We start from the raw sequence: 15,177 nt of genomic DNA, 5'->3' as shown, positions 1-15,177 counted from the left end.
CATTATTAACGGCTGGCTTGAACCAGTCCAGTTTTCGTTATTCGTTTAGGAACTAATGGATTCAGATAAAGGCGTTCTTGATTTTGAATTGTATGCCAACGTCTTTCCATCCGGACAGATGAAAACGACTTGATGGCTTTATTAAAAACCAATCAGTAAGAATGGGTTCGGTGAGCAAATAAATATTAGCAGCGGCAACGCTGAACTTAGTTTCATCAATGCGCTCAAACTGCCAATTTGCAGACTGTTTATGGTGTTCAAATTGACTCGCGCTTGAGTATGTTGAAGCCGAGACAACAGTGTCGCCATTTGCCTGGGACGTAACAGACGTATCGGCTACGACGAACTGAGTATTTGTAGTCGAGTCCGGGTTACTGAAAAACAGCCAGCAGAACACGCACAGCATAATCGCCGTAATTGTGACCTTAACAGCCTGAAAGGCATATTTTCTGGCTGAATTAACCATTATAAGTCTCGTTCTATATTAAGTTTGAACATCACTGACTCAAGTTTGCCCAGGTTTTCGGGGTTGTGCCAAAACATTTTTTAAAATGTCTCGTCATATGGCTTTGGTCTGCAAAACCACTGCTGAATGACACTTGAGACAATGGTATGCCACACTCAATTAAAGCTTTTGCTTTTTGTAAGCGTTTCAGGGTTACGTAGCGATAAGGGGTGGTGCCATATAGAGCTCTGAAATCGCGTGTTACCTGCCACTTACTATAGTCGGAAATCACAGCCAGTTCATCCAATGTAATGTCGACAGGTAAACTGGAATCTATGGTAATGATATCGTCAATATATTCGCGCACTCGCTTCATTGCATGGTAGTTTGCTTGAGTATGCTTAATACTGTTCGACGTAGTCTGCTGTAAACAGTTGGCAAAAGCATAAATAAGATCCTGATGCTCTAACTTTTCCAGCGGCCGATTAAATTCAGATAATAGCTTTTTCGCAATTTCAATAAACTGAGGCTGCTTTGTTACTCCTCCGTCCAAAAATGGCAGGCTGAAGCCTTGCAATATATTTTGCACGTCAACAGGATCAATGGTTATCGCTCGGTAAGCAAAAGGGTCATCTGTCCCGGCCTGACCATCGTGAGTTTCATCAGGATGCAGTATCACCACTTCACCGGGAAGGGAGTGTCGTAATTCACCGCGATAATTGAAGCTTTGAACACCTTGTGTCGTTAAAGCTAAAGTGTATGTGTCATGGCTGTGTGGTGCATAAGCAAGTCCACTAAAACAGGCTTCGATTCGTTCTGTTTCGCCGTCGGCTCTGCTCACCCAACTCTTGTTCTTCCCCATCCCTGCGGTACTCCTGAATTGACTCATTTCAAGCTATGACAAAGCCTTTTTAATGCCTCATGTCACTTTATTCATATAATCGCAATATCGTTCAATAACATATAGGCTAGCCGAGCTACTATAGCCCAAACATTCATTGGGAGCATATATCTTGATTAAACACTACGTCGTTTTCGCTAAATTGATTGCAGTGGTAACCGTCGCATTATTAACGGCAAGTTGCTCAGCCAAAGGGATCATCAACCTACAAAGCGGCAATGCTCTGGCGTCGCAAACATGGTTAAGTAAAGAAGAAAGCTTCAAAGTTCCCTTCGTTTGGCATGACGGCCATATCATTATTGAAGTAAACGTAAATGATACCGAACCTCTAAGGCTCGCTTTTGATTCAGCTGCCGCTGCGACCGTTATTTTTGATACTCCCCGAACTCAAAACCTGCCGTTAGATGTGGAAAGACAGCTTGATCTTCAGGGCAGGCAAGTCAACGTGGTTAATAATGGAGTTATACAAATTGGAGAACTAGAGCTTTCAGAATTGACCTTTATCCACGTCCCTATTGAGCAAAACCCGTTATTCAATGACTATGACACAGCTTATTTTGACGGCGCGATTGGCTACGACCTACTGAACCACTTCAATATAACGGTTCTTTTCTCAGAACAGTCCCTACAGTTCTCTCAAAGAGACACGAAAAGTGCATTCAGCAACGAAAACAGCATTACTTTACCATTGTCGATTCATGGCCGAATTCCTTACGTTGATGCCACAATGAAAAACAAAGACGACGTTAAGACAAAATATGCTTTTGTGGTAGACACAGGTGCCCCTGACTATGTTTATTTGAATGAAAAATTGGCAGATGGTGTAGAGTTTCCAGTGGAATATTTTGAAACTCAAACACAAAACTTTGACGGCAAAGAGGTATTTAAAACCAGTCGCATCGACTTCTTTGGACTGGGCGATGCGGAATTTCAAAATGTAGCAGCACATGATTTACCGCATTTTAAAGACTCTCACGGAGTTGGTTTAATAGGCAGCGGGCTGCTTCGGAAATTTGATGTCCATTTTAATTACGAGGAAGGCACTATTACGCTCGTAAAAAATAAGCTGTTTAGTAATCAAACTTATATTGACCGCAGTGGCTTGGTAATGGAGCCACACCGTCTGGGAGGCCTAATAGAACAGGTAGCAGAAAATTCTCATGCAGCAGAACTTGGAATTACTGCACCAGCGATAATGAGAGAAATTAACGGCGAAGAAATAACTGAAGACAACTTTGATGAGCTGCGCGCGTTATTAAGCAGTGATGAGCCATTCGTGAATCTATGCTGGAAAACAAGCGGCCGAACAGAATGCGGCGATTTAAAGCTAAAAGATCGCATCTCGTTATAACTGACTTTAGCTTTTACTATAGGAAGTTTAGAGCGTCCTAATTGACGCTCTTATTAGCTTTTACTTTGCTCATAAAACCGTTGTCACTAGTTACTACTCCGACACCCTCTGCTACGACATTTGCAAATCTTTCATCAACAGGCTTGTGCTTGGACCAAAGATAGACTTCCGTTCCATGCTCTTGAAGTCTGGCCGCTAATCTCTTTGGATATCCCCAAAAGTACTTTGCCTTCGACGGCGGAATCAGGAGCGTTGTGTTCTTACATGATTCAGGCACGATGCCAGCCCACCCCAGCAGCAAGTAGTCAACTCCGCAGCTTCTAACGCCGTCAACACTTACTACCGGGATTAATGAATCTGCTTTTCGAAACCAGTTAATGCCTTTTGAGGAGGTGATCACCAAAACATCTTGAGCATGAGTAAAAGGTTTACTGGCAAGGTAACGATATAGAACATCAAATGAGTGCTCATCGTTATCTTTTAAGTTTAACCAGAATTCATATTCTGGAAACCGGCTAACGAACTCATCTAATTTAGAAATTCTAAAGCCTAACCCTCGAAAAGGAAATGTTGCGCCGTCATCAAACGTGTACCCAAATCCAGCATCAACTTTTTGTATATCACGGAACAAGGTTTTATTTATCTGACCGCTGGCATTGGTCGCACAATCTAAAGTCCAATCGTGAAATACGACCAGTTGATCATCTAGTGTCCGGTGCACGTTAAGATGAAGAACATCGGTTCCGGCTTGAACGGATGTAGAGGCTGCTTCTAGAGTGTTCTCAACTGTACCGACTTCGGACTCCAGCAAAGACTTTGCGGTACAACCTGTCTCATTCAATTTGCTATAATTTACCGAGCCTCCCCCTGCACGGTAAGCAACGACCTCCCCCTCTCTCTTTAGACTAGGAACAAACAAGTACGCGTTAGAAATGCCAGCTATAACTATCAATAGAATAAGAAGCGACAAAGTAATTATAATTTTTTTCACAGTATTTCCTTACTGCGGAATGCTAATGCCGCACTCACGGGATTGTCATATGCAGCGTTTGCTTAAGCACTTTTCACCGTTAGTTTCTGCCAAATTTCCAACCATCTTTTTTCAGCTATGCGCTTTCTAAAATCAACTGGCTTGGGCCTCTTGTTATTCAGCGTAATGGAGTAATTAAATAGAGGCTCGACGCCGAAAGGGGCAACAATGGTGACCTCCCCATTATCATCCAACCTAGCTCCGACAGCTGTTTCCACTTCAATCCAGTAACTCATAGCGTTTGAAGCTGACGTATATGGTTTATCCAAGTTCCGCTCATGCATTCTCGCTTGATTCTTTACCGACCAGGGAAAATCAGAGATGCCGCTGAGCTTATCTTCTATAACGCGATCTCTAGCCTTGCCGATATCCTTAGGATCGAAGTAGATTAAATCTATATCGTTAAGCGGCGTTGCAGATGAAAAATTATGCATCTTGTCCCACGCGAGATTGCGGACAAAGCCTGCAGCGAGACACCAGTCCGGCAGGCGCAGTTCAGCAGCCAAATAAAGTACCTCCATGCGTTCCGAGTCTTCTTTTATCCATTTTTTGAGCTGTTCTTCGTAGTCCATTGGATGCCTGATATTTATATATTGTGCATACGTACTTAGTAACTCGACCAATTACTGACGGCATTCTGCATCGCACCGATAACGCTAATTTTAATTTCGTTATGTAACTGACATTAAACGAATTAAAACGGTAATTCAAACACTTACCAACAAACCGCTCCTATACCAGCTATGTCTAAGCCTTGCCTGACTCGACCCAAAATGCTTATATGAATAATATCAATCACAACTATTATTAAGCAGGTACCGAATGCCGGACAACTTAAAGCTTTACGAAGCTATTGTGCTGCTCGCGTTGTGCGAGGAAAAAGGCACCATGAACGGCGCGTATGTAGAATATGCGACCGCGGCTGCACTAGCTGCCGAGTTATTGATGCTTGGACGTATAAAAGTTGATGACGGCAATAAAGAAAAAGTCACGTTAGTTAACGACAGCCGAACAGGTGACTCGTTATTAGATGAAGCGTTAACAAAGATCTCGGACACAAAGTGGCAATACCAATTAGAATACTGGGTAGAAAAACTCGCTGGCATTAAAGACCTTAAACACAAAGTAGCGCAGGCACTCGCTGCTGACGGAATAGTGGCGTCAGAGAAAGAGAAAGTCTTGTGGTTGTTTGAGCGCCGTGTATACCCAGAGGTGAATCCTGAGCCTGAAGAACAGTTGCGTCAGGAAATGCGCAATGTAGTACTGAGTGATGAAAACGATATTGAGCCGCGAATAGCTATTACCATTGCTTTAGCCAATAGCGCATCACTTTTACCTCAAGTATTTAGCAAGCAAGAGCTGAAAGATCGTAAACACCGCATCAAGCAAATAGAAAACGGCGAACTGGTATCCAAAGCCGCAAAAGAAGCGATCCAGGCTATAGAAGCAGCAGTTATGATAGCTGCCATCATGCCGGCTATAACTGCAGCAACAGTGACATCGAGCCCAAGCTCCTGTTAAAAAAATACGGTTGCCGTTGCAGGCTAGTTTACCGTTTATTCTGCCTTGGGTTCTCCCGTTATCCAGGCGTTTATCTCTTTATACATTAGACCTTGCGAAAACGGTAAACCGTGGTAATCATCATAAATAACCAGCTTATGGGGATGATTAATATCGGATAATTTATCCGCTAAGATCTTTGCTTGCTCCACAGAAACCCTTTCATCCTTGGCTCCGTGAAGTATGAGGATGGGTAATTCACCAGGCAGCTCATCTAGCCAATACACTACTGAGCGCTTCCTTAATTCCGACTCTTTGTTACTCGTGAAACTGGGGACTCTATAATCGAAGACCTTTTCCATTTCAGGCCTTTCTTCAAGTGTTTTGAATAAATCCGAGGGGCCACCAAGAACCGTCAATGATTTTATATTGCTCAGTTCTTTTAGTGATATAAAAGCCGACATTGCTCCCCGACTAAACCCAACCATATGAATTTGGTTTTCATCTACGTATGGCAACTGAGAGGCTAGCCGAACAATATTAATAACGTCTTTCACATCGCTCCCGCCAAACTCATCAACACTCTCAGCCGGTCCATCAGTTAACTCCATTCCACCTCTGTATTGAGTGGCTAAAACAGCAACGCCCATTTCTGCTATAGGTTTCAAATGCAGGAAAATACTGGAGTAGTTTAGAGCCCCAAAACGGCCATTACCTCCTCGATTGAAAATGACCGCAGGCACTTTTTGGTCATTCTCAGTTTTAGGAGTTAACAGTATTCCGCCAACAGGATACTGGCCGCTTTGGTAGACAATGACCTTACAGGTAAAATTAGCTTTTAAATCCAGGAACTCTTTTTTGTTTATTCTTGAGTACTTTGCCTCTTCATAAGTATCCCCGAGGCACTTTTTTTCTCTAAGAATATCGCCAGATTCATTCGCCAATGAGCTGTCTGAAAATATTAACGGAATAAACATTAAAGCTAATTTTGTGATGTTCCTTATCATTTTTTCAGTCTCAGATTGCCATAATTTAGAGTGTGATTCGCGTGATAGCGATGGAATGTTATCTGACTCAAAATATTGTTATTAGTTCTTTTATAACTAACTATATAAATTTTCTAGCAAATTTTAGATAAAATAGCAGCGGTGATGACATCAAGTTCTAATTCTTGTTAAATTAACGATAAAAAGTACAAGGATAGACAAAGTATGAGTAAACGACCGATTTGCCCTGAGTGCAACGAGAGCATGACGTTCTTACAAAGCTTTAAAAACATTAACCCATGGAACTACAAATGCCCAAACTGTAAAAAGAAAATTGTCGCCCCAAAGCTTTGGAAGAACATCACAATAGCCTGCTTCATTATGGGCTTCTGTGCGGGTATATTTGCATCATATAAAGAAGAACAAGGTGCCTGGACAGCTAATACCAGTTGGCTATTCTTTGGTCTAGGTATTTTGGTATTAATTCCGATAACTAGCTTTATATGGACTCGCCTAAAGTTCAAATCCCTAAGCGACAAATAAACTTTTAATCAGGTTTTATCGTATTGCTGGATACACGTAATAATTTAAGGCAATCATTAATGTTTGGACTTTTTAAATCAGACCCTACGAAGAAAATGCGCAAAGAACTAAAGCAACTGCAAGAAAAAGCCATGGAAATGCAGCGTAACGGAAACATTCGCGATAGTTCGCATATCAGCCAACAAGCAGACGAACTCTGGAATAAGATTCAGGCACTGGAAAGTCAGAATAAGTAAGCTTGCGGTTATGGGTTGCTAACTAGCAACCCGCTTTTCTCTAAAACATTAAAACAAACTTGCAAATAGTAATAATTCTCATTATGATCCAACCCGCAATTACTTAAGCACTCTTAAGTGTTGCTTATACAGGTCTTTGCTTTTCCTCTCCCTGGAAGTGCAAATTTGTTCCCTAGCTGCGGCTAGGGAACGTTTTTTACCAAGACCACCATCAACACACTCTAAAGCTCTTATCTCACCTGTATACAAATAAACTGAAAACTTATTTCACCTTTACATTGAAACGCAAATCATTCTCATTTATGATCCTCCTCCGACATTTCACGGGGGTATCAATGAAACTGACAAAATGCTTTATCGCACTGACTCTGGCCGGTATGACAAGCACACCATTGCTGGCACAAGAAACACAAACAACAAAGGAATCAGACTCAACTGGCTCTCAAGAGAACATTGAGCACATTAACGTTAAAGGCCGAGCCCAGACGCTTTACCGTCAGGACTCAAGCAGTGTTGCTACACGCACCAATACGCCCATTGAAGAAATTCCACAAAGCGTTCAGGTGCTGACCGAAGAACTCATGAAAGATCAGGCCGCCCGCCAAATAACAGATTTGTATCGCAGTATCAGTGGTGTGAATTCGTTCAGTTACTCCACCATTACTTTCCGTGGTTTCCGTCAGGATGACATTTTCTATGACGGTGTTCGCGGTGACCCCTTTAACGGATTCGCCGTTCCGCAGTTATTCAACATTGGACAAACTCAGGTGTTAAAAGGCCCAAGTGGTGCCATGTTTGGTAGCGGTCAGCCCGGCGGCGTTATTAACTATGTGACTAAAAAGCCAACAGCAACAGCGGAGCGTTCCATTGAACTGGGGCTCGGAAATTACGACTACAAACGCGGTTCTGTTGAATTAAGCGGACCGCTCACAGAAGATGCTTCGCAGCGTTACCGTGCCGGTTACTATTACGATAACGAAAAACCGTTTCGCTATAACACAGAGCAAACCAATAAAATTCTCGACTTAGGTTACGCTTTTGATATCGGAAGCAGCAGCGAAGTCATTCTTCAGCTAACCGACTATGAGCAAGACTACCAGGGCGCTCGCCTCCGCGGCGTGCCGGTTGATAATGACGGTAACTTTGTCACCGACCGTAAATGGAACCATAACGAAGCGAGCGACTTCCAAAGATTAGAAGCTACCGTTTATCAGGCTCGCATTAATAACGACTTTTCGCTTAACTGGCGCGGCGATTTAACCGTTCGTCACTATGAGAACACCGAGCGTCAGAATTATCACGAACCTCGCGGTCTACTTGATGCCGACTTAAATCCTGTGGACGACCCTAGAGAGGCGGTTTACAGTCAACGACAATTCCGTAATCAGTATCGTGAAAACGAAGCCACCAGTGTTACAGGTAACTTAATTGGTGAACTCAATATTTCAGGTCTGGAACATACTGTGTTAATGGGGGCCGAAAGTTATACGGCAGACAACACCTTTATTGGCAACAACGCAAACCCTGGCGAAGTTCCCAATTTAGAGATCCATAACCCAGTTTACGGACTGACCTCAGGCCCCTACTCTACCGCATTAGAAAATGCGACCCCAAGAGTTACCAAAACTCAGCGCGACGGCTTCTACCTGCAAGATCAAATTTCGTTTAACGAAAAAGTAAACCTGTTACTGGGTTTGCGTTACGACCAGTTTGAAGACGAGACCAATGCAGCAGATTTTGATGACAGTGACTTAACCTACCGTATTGGTGGAACCTACGAATTTGCTGATTGGGTTCGGGCTTATGCGCTATACGGTACAGGGTTCTCACCACAGTCTGCCGGTGATCAGGAATCAGAGGTTGGCGGTCCTTTCGAGCCGGAACAATCGGATATTAAGGAGTTGGGCGCCCGTTGGTCATTGATTAACGACAGCATTCGCGTCAGCACCGCAGTTTACGAAATTAACCGCGAAAACATTTTGCAGGCAACCGGTGAAGTCAGCGAAGACGGTCGCAATGTTTTAGGCAACGTAGGTAAAGTGCGCAGCCGTGGGTTTGAAATTGATGTGCTGGGCGACATTACCGACCAATGGGTTATTAATGCTAACTATGCATACAACGACGCAAAAGTGGTAGAAACCGTACCTGGCCAGGGTATTACCAACGCAGTCGGTGACCAGTTCGCAAACGCTCCTATGCACCAAATGGGTGTATGGACGCGCTATGACTTGCCTGCACTGAACTCCTCTATCAGCGGTGGTATGGATTACGTGAGCGAGCAAATAAGCTTTTCGAACCCGGCTCAACGAGTTAAACCCTACACAGTGTTTGATGTCAGCTGGCAGACAGAGTTTGACCAGTGGTTAGTTCAGGTTAATATCAAAAACTTATTTGATAAGGAATATGCTTCAAGCGGCTTCTTAACCCGTACCGGACACTTCCCGGGCGAACCTCGTCGCATTTACGCATCGGTTAAATATCGTTTTTAAGGACTTTGCTCAATGACTAACCGCCAGTGGTTCAAATTTCATTCCTGGGCTGGCTTCGCCTTTGCGGGGCTTCTGCTGCTCATTTGTATCACTGGCGTTTTAGCTACTTTGAGTTACGAAATTCAATACCTTAGTGACGAAAAATACCGGGCTCTAGAAGAACGTGAAGGCCCGGTGGCCTGGAAAGAGCTAGAGTCTAGCCTGAGTGAAAACTACCCTGAGAGCCATATTTTAGGGGCGCAGGTGCACTCGCAAGACTACCTCTCCGGCGAAGTCCGTTTAATGACCCCAAATGGCTTTCGCTTTGTTTATTTCGATGCGGCCAGCGGACAATTACTGGGTGAAGGTGGCTGGGGGCAAGTTTCACGCTACTTACGCGACATTCACATGTATTTGTCTATGGGTGGCATAGGTAAATACATTGTTACCCTCACCAGCCTCCTGCTTCTTATTTCGCTTATTTCCAGCTTTTATGTTTACCGAAAATGGTGGCGCGGATTTCTCGCGAAACCCGGTAAGCTCAGTTGGAAAAAACGAACGGAGTGGTCCTCCTGGCACAAATGGATGGGGCTTTGGAGTTGGTGGTTTATCGCTACTATTACAATTACGGGAATATGGTATTTAGCCGAACATATGATGTTCAATTTTGACATTGAACATTACCCGGCAGCACCAAAAATTGAGCATACCAAAGCGCAACAGCAACAACCCGCGCTTTCACTCACGGAGCTCGTAAGTATTGCGCAAGCCGCCCGACCAGATATGGACATTACCCGATTCTACTATCCGCACCAATACAACCAACCCATGTCTTTTACCGGACAAAATGGTTCAATACTGGTGCGTGACCGCGCTAACAGAGTATATCTTGACCCGGTTACCGGAGAGATTGCAGGAACTCAGTACGCCGGCAATTTAGGTATTGTCGCCAGAATTTCAGATACAGCCGACCCACTCCACTTTGGTGACTTCTCCGGACTGACCGTAAAACTTATTTACGCCTTCTTCGGACTTATGCTAGTGGCATTAGTTGCAGGCGGAATGAGAATGCACTATTTACGGACTCAAAAACGCGACCCAAACACCGCCAAATGGCTGGGAATTACCGGCAGTTTATCGCTTGTACTAAGCGTTGTAGCACTCATCTACACCACCGTTGTCTTCGACGAATACAGCAACACCTCCACGTCAATTTCTCCGCAGCTTGAACAGCTTAAAACCAAAAAATCTAACTACTCAGAGTAAATTTATTCCTTAACACTAAACCTACAAATGGTCGCAATCTGTACAACGAACAAAGTTTAGTGTAACTTAAAATAATTATCAGATAAGGATTCCAGCCATAGTAGGCTGTTTATTAAAGGGATTTTATGAAGAAAAAGTGGGAAGATTTAACCTTTTTACAAAAGGCGGTAGCTGGCGTTGTTCTAATGGCTTTAGCACTGCTTGCTCCCGAGTTTGCTATGCTGGTTCAATTTGGTGGCATTGAAGTCGCTTTCGCATTTTTACTTTTGTACCTCAAACCCACTTTGCTGTGGCTCCAGGCTAAATACAGCGAACTAGAAGTTAAGCTATTTACCGCTTATCTGTCGTTCACGCAAAGCGCGTCGACCAAGCCATCTGTGTTTATTACCCAGGCAACATTCTGCTGCGCCGCGCTTGCTATTACAGGCTCAATGGCCTTCTCCTTCAGCTTTTTTATGCCCGCCCTGCTGTTCAATTCCGTATTAATTTAATTTTCAGAAAGAACCTTCGCCAGAGCAGCGGAGTTTGTTGCTAGGCAAGGGAAGAAGGACTCGGCATCACGTAGTGTCGAAGGCAAAGGATGGCCTGAGACAAGCGCACACGGACGTGCTCGTAGCGTCTCCGTGATGCAGATTCCTTATTCCCTCAGAGCCAGCAACAAAAAACCCGGCTCGAAGGCCGGGTTTTGTTTAAGCGTTGGCAGTTATTACCAGCCAGTTTTCTCTGCTACAGCTTTGCCGATATCGGCCAGGCTGCGTACAGTTTTAACGCCTGCGGCTTCAAGTGCAGCAAATTTCTCGTCAGCAGTACCTTTACCGCCGGCAATGATGGCACCAGCGTGGCCCATACGTTTGCCCGGAGGAGCAGTAACACCAGCAATGTAAGAAACAACCGGCTTAGATACATTGTTTTTAATGTACTCTGCCGCTTCTTCTTCTGCTGTTCCGCCGATTTCACCGATCATAACGATAGCTTCGGTTTCTGGATCTTTCTCGAACAGTTCCAGAATATCGATGAAGTTAGAACCCGGGATAGGGTCGCCACCGATACCAACACAGCTAGACTGACCAAAACCAGCGTCAGTAGTCTGCTTAACCGCTTCATACGTTAATGTACCTGAACGTGACACGATACCCACTTTACCTTTCTTGTGGATGTGACCAGGCATGATACCGATTTTGCACTCGTCCGGAGTGATAACACCCGGGCAGTTTGGACCGATCATGCGCACGCCTTTGTGCGTCAGATATTCTTTAACGTACAGCATATCCAGTGTAGGAATGCCTTCAGTAATACAAACAATCAGTTCGATACCAGCGTCTGCTGCTTCGATGATTGAATCTTTACAGAAAGGAGCTGGTACGTAGATAACTGAAGCAGTTGCGCCAGTTGCTTCTACAGCTTCTCTTACAGTATTGAATACAGGCAGACCTAAGTGCTCTTGACCACCTTTACCAGGTGTAACACCGCCAACCATTTGCGTACCGTAAGCAATAGCTTGTTCAGAGTGGAAAGTACCCTGACCGCCAGTAAAGCCCTGGCAGATAACTTTGGTATTTTTATCGATCAAAATGCTCATTATTGACCTCCTGCCGCAGCAACCACTTTATCGGCAGCATCAGATAAGCTCTCTGCAGCGATAATGTTCAGGCCACTTTCGTTCAATTTCTGGGTACCCAGTTCAGCGTTGTTACCTTCAAGGCGAACAATAACTGGAACTTTAACACCCACTTCTTCAACAGCGCCGATAATACCTTCAGCAATCATATCGCAACGTACGATACCACCGAAGATGTTAACCAATACGGCTTTAACAGAGCTGTCTGACAGGATAATTTTGAACGCTTCAGAAACACGTTCTTTTGTCGCGCCGCCACCAACGTCAAGGAAGTTAGCTGGTTCGCCGCCACTCAGTTTAACGATGTCCATAGTACCCATCGCCAAACCAGCACCGTTAACCATGCAACCAATGTTGCCGTCTAGTGCTACGTAGTTCAGTTCCCATTTAGCCGCTTCTGCTTCACGCGCGTCGTCTTGTGACGGATCGTGCATTTCACGGATTTTAGGCTGACGGTACAATGCGTTGCTGTCGATGCCAACTTTCGCATCCAGACAGTGAACGTTGCCTTCGTCAGTGATAACCAATGGGTTAATTTCTAACAGTGCTAAGTCGTACTGTTCGAACATTTTCGCCAGGCCCATGAAGACCTTAGTGAACTGCTTAACCTGGTCTGGAGTCAGACCCAGTTTAAAGCCTAGTTCGCGACCTTGGTATGGCTGCGCGCCAACCGTAGGGTCAATTTCAGCTTTCAAGATTTTCTCAGGTGTTTCTTCAGCAACGGTTTCAATTTCTACGCCGCCTTCGGTTGATGCCATGAACACGATTTTGCGTGAAGCACGGTCAACAACTGCACCTAAGTAAAGCTCGTCTGCAATGTCAGTGCAGCTTTCAACTAAAATCTTAGCAACCGGCTGACCTTTCTCGTCGGTCTGGAAAGTTACTAAGTTTTTACCTAACCACTGCTCAGCAAATGCGCGAACGTCGTCTAAACTTTTCACTAATTTCACGCCACCCGCTTTACCGCGGCCACCAGCGTGAACCTGACATTTGACAACCCAAATGTCGCCACCAATACGTTTTGCCGCTTCTACCGCTTCATCAGCAGTGTCGCAGGCATAACCTTCAGATACTGGCAAACCAAACTCTTTAAAGAGTTGTTTACCCTGATACTCATGCAAATTCATGATGCTCTTCCGATTCGTTGAAACAACTTAAGCAGCTAAAATGCTGCCTACCCGAATACCGCGCCGAATTTTAACCTGCTCGGCGCATAATTAACAGCCGCAAGCTAAATTGCATTGCGGCTGGTTCTCAGCGTCTTTAGATATCCAGGATAAGACGTTGAGGATCTTCTAATAACTCTTTCACGGTAACCAGGAAACCTACCGATTGTTTACCATCAATAATTCGATGGTCATAAGAAAGAGCCAGGTACATCATCGGTAAGATTTCGATCTTACCGTCTACCACCATCGCCCGCTCCTGGATTTTGTGCATACCCAGAATAGCGCTTTGTGGTGGGTTCAGAATTGGCGTTGAAAGCAGTGAACCAAATACACCACCGTTAGTAATGGTGAAATTACCACCCTGCATTTCATCCATAGTTAACTTACCGTCACGGCCTTTGATAGCCAGGTCACGAATACCATTTTCCATATCCGCAATGCTTAAACGGTCAGTGTCGCGCAGAACTGGAGTTACCAGACCACGAGGCGTTGATACCGCAATGCTGATATCGAAGAAATTGTGGTAAACAATATCGTCGCCATCAATGGATGCGTTGACGTCTGGGAAACGTTTCAGTGCTTCAGTTACAGCTTTGACGTAGAAGCCCATGAAACCAAGACGCGTGCCGTGAGTTTCTTCAAACACGTCTTTGTACTTCTTACGCAAGTCCATAATTGGCTTCATGTTGATTTCGTTAAACGTGGTCAACATCGCGGTGTCGTTCTTAGCTTGCAACAGACGCTCAGCGATACGTTTACGCAGACGTGTCATTGGTACACGTTTCTGGTCACGGTCACCTGAAACGGCTGGCTGTGAAGACTGCTGTTTGCTGCTATCCGAAGACTTAGAAGACTGAGCTTTCACGTGTTTTTCCACGTCTTCTTTAGTGACGCGACCGCCCTTACCAGTGCCTTTAACGTCACTTGGCTTAAGGCCGTGTTCACCAAGTAAACGACGAACCGCAGGACCCGCTACTTCGTTGTCACCGTCATCGTCTTTACTTTCTGAAGAAGATTCAGATTTGCTGTCATCGGACTTGCTTGAACTACCGCCAGCAGACCCACCAGCTTCGACAATACCGATAACGTCATCAGCACCGACTGTCGCGCCTTCTTCGTGCTTAATTTCAGCTAAAACGCCATCAGCCGGAGCAACCACTTCCAGAACCACTTTATCGGTTTCAATATCAACCAGGTTCTGGTCACGTTTTACTGCATCGCCAGCTTTAACGTGCCAGGTAGAAACAGTGGCATCAGAGACTGATTCTGGCAGTTGAGGAACTTTAACTTCCATCTTCTCGCCAGAACCTTTTGTGTCAGAGCCTTTGTCTTCTGAAGAATCAGATTCTTTTTTCTCTGACTTCTTGTCGTCGCCTGAGTCTTTATCGTCTGATTTATCGTCAGATGCCGACGCACCGTCACCTTCTTCAATTTTTCCGATAACTTCTTCAGCTGTTACGGTAGTGCCTTCTTCGGCAGTAATTTCGCCCAAAACACCGTCTGCTTCCGCAACCACTTCCAGCACTACCTTGTCGGTTTCGATGTCAACCAGATTCTGGTCGCGAGACACTTTATCGCCAGGTTTTACGTGCCATGTTGCAATTGTTGCATCTGCAACAGACTCGGGTAATTGAGGAACTTTAATATCAATCGCCATGGTTCAT

Annotated in this window: 14 protein-coding genes; 6 read left to right on the top strand and 8 right to left on the bottom strand. The window is 44.7% G+C overall.

All coding sequences use genetic code 11. The features are described from left to right. Positions 1 to 61: 61 nt before the first annotated feature. Together ACP7H9_RS00680 and ACP7H9_RS00675 are read right to left on the bottom strand one after the other, a co-directional pair. Entirely contained in the window at positions 62 to 466 is a 405-nt protein-coding gene (locus ACP7H9_RS00680; protein WP_439222061.1) for a hypothetical protein, read from the bottom strand. A 31-nt stretch (positions 467 to 497) separates the two neighbouring features. Beyond that, on the bottom strand, positions 498 to 1,307 hold the full coding sequence (locus tag ACP7H9_RS00675) for an AraC family transcriptional regulator (protein WP_286830172.1): 810 nt from the start codon (positions 1,305 to 1,307) through the stop codon (positions 498 to 500). A gap of 151 nt (positions 1,308 to 1,458) precedes the next feature. Here ACP7H9_RS00675 and ACP7H9_RS00670 point away from each other — a divergent pair, with 151 nt between their 5' ends. Then, a complete protein-coding gene (locus tag ACP7H9_RS00670; RefSeq protein ID WP_286963599.1) occupies positions 1,459 to 2,697 on the top strand; it encodes an aspartyl protease family protein in 1,239 nt (412 codons plus the stop codon). A 37-nt stretch (positions 2,698 to 2,734) separates the two neighbouring features. Here the strand turns inward: ACP7H9_RS00670 and ACP7H9_RS00665 are convergent, their stop codons facing one another. Continuing rightward, a complete protein-coding gene (locus tag ACP7H9_RS00665) occupies positions 2,735 to 3,688 on the bottom strand; it encodes a glycerophosphodiester phosphodiesterase family protein (protein ID WP_286824804.1) in 954 nt (317 codons plus the stop codon). 62 nt (positions 3,689 to 3,750) lie between these two features. After that, the gene (locus tag ACP7H9_RS00660) at positions 3,751 to 4,299 is read right to left on the bottom strand and encodes a nucleotidyltransferase family protein (RefSeq protein ID WP_286824800.1); all 549 of its coding nucleotides are present in this window, start codon (positions 4,297 to 4,299) and stop codon (positions 3,751 to 3,753) included. 250 nt (positions 4,300 to 4,549) lie between these two features. On the opposite strand from ACP7H9_RS00660, the gene ACP7H9_RS00655 reads away from it, so the two are divergent. Beyond that, entirely contained in the window at positions 4,550 to 5,248 is a 699-nt protein-coding gene (locus tag ACP7H9_RS00655) for a GOLPH3/VPS74 family protein (protein ID WP_286824794.1), read from the top strand. A gap of 35 nt (positions 5,249 to 5,283) precedes the next feature. Here the strand turns inward: ACP7H9_RS00655 and ACP7H9_RS00650 are convergent, their stop codons facing one another. Then, on the bottom strand, positions 5,284 to 6,234 hold the full coding sequence (locus ACP7H9_RS00650) for an alpha/beta hydrolase family protein (RefSeq protein WP_286824791.1): 951 nt from the start codon (positions 6,232 to 6,234) through the stop codon (positions 5,284 to 5,286). Positions 6,235 to 6,815: 581 nt separating this feature from the next. Here ACP7H9_RS00650 and ACP7H9_RS00645 point away from each other — a divergent pair. From ACP7H9_RS00645 to ACP7H9_RS00630, 4 genes are all read left to right on the top strand, one after another. After that, positions 6,816 to 6,992, top strand: a complete 177-nt coding sequence (locus ACP7H9_RS00645) for a DUF6435 family protein (protein ID WP_153849213.1) — start codon at positions 6,816 to 6,818, stop codon at positions 6,990 to 6,992. A gap of 335 nt (positions 6,993 to 7,327) precedes the next feature. Next, positions 7,328 to 9,481 carry a TonB-dependent siderophore receptor gene (locus ACP7H9_RS00640; RefSeq protein ID WP_286824776.1) on the top strand — a complete coding sequence of 718 codons (2,154 nt, stop codon included), beginning with the start codon at positions 7,328 to 7,330 and terminating at the stop codon, positions 9,479 to 9,481. A 12-nt stretch (positions 9,482 to 9,493) separates the two neighbouring features. Further along, a complete protein-coding gene (locus ACP7H9_RS00635) occupies positions 9,494 to 10,726 on the top strand; it encodes a PepSY-associated TM helix domain-containing protein (protein WP_286824772.1) in 1,233 nt (410 codons plus the stop codon). Between the two features lie 125 nt (positions 10,727 to 10,851). Then, positions 10,852 to 11,217: a hypothetical protein gene (locus ACP7H9_RS00630; RefSeq protein ID WP_114981218.1), complete on the top strand. Its 366-nt coding sequence runs from the start codon at positions 10,852 to 10,854 to the stop codon at positions 11,215 to 11,217. A 215-nt stretch (positions 11,218 to 11,432) separates the two neighbouring features. Here the strand turns inward: ACP7H9_RS00630 and sucD are convergent, their stop codons facing one another. From sucD to odhB, 3 genes are all read right to left on the bottom strand, one after another. Then, positions 11,433 to 12,305 (bottom strand): succinate--CoA ligase subunit alpha, encoded by an 873-nt coding sequence (gene sucD, locus ACP7H9_RS00625; RefSeq protein ID WP_011234743.1) that lies wholly within the window; start codon positions 12,303 to 12,305, stop codon positions 11,433 to 11,435. Next, a complete protein-coding gene (gene sucC, locus ACP7H9_RS00620; RefSeq protein ID WP_011234744.1) occupies positions 12,305 to 13,471 on the bottom strand; it encodes an ADP-forming succinate--CoA ligase subunit beta in 1,167 nt (388 codons plus the stop codon). Before sucC ends, sucD begins: the two co-directional genes overlap by 1 nt. A 136-nt stretch (positions 13,472 to 13,607) precedes the next feature. After that, complete coding sequence (gene odhB, locus ACP7H9_RS00615) at positions 13,608 to 15,170, bottom strand: 2-oxoglutarate dehydrogenase complex dihydrolipoyllysine-residue succinyltransferase (protein WP_286822943.1); 1,563 nt, start codon at positions 15,168 to 15,170, stop codon at positions 13,608 to 13,610. Between the last annotated feature and the right edge of the window lie 7 nt (positions 15,171 to 15,177).

This window comes from Idiomarina sp. ST20R2A10 (assembly GCF_051842345.1).
Classification (GTDB): domain Bacteria; phylum Pseudomonadota; class Gammaproteobacteria; order Enterobacterales; family Alteromonadaceae; genus Idiomarina; species Idiomarina loihiensis.
This window is presented reverse-complemented; position numbering and strand designations above follow the sequence as displayed.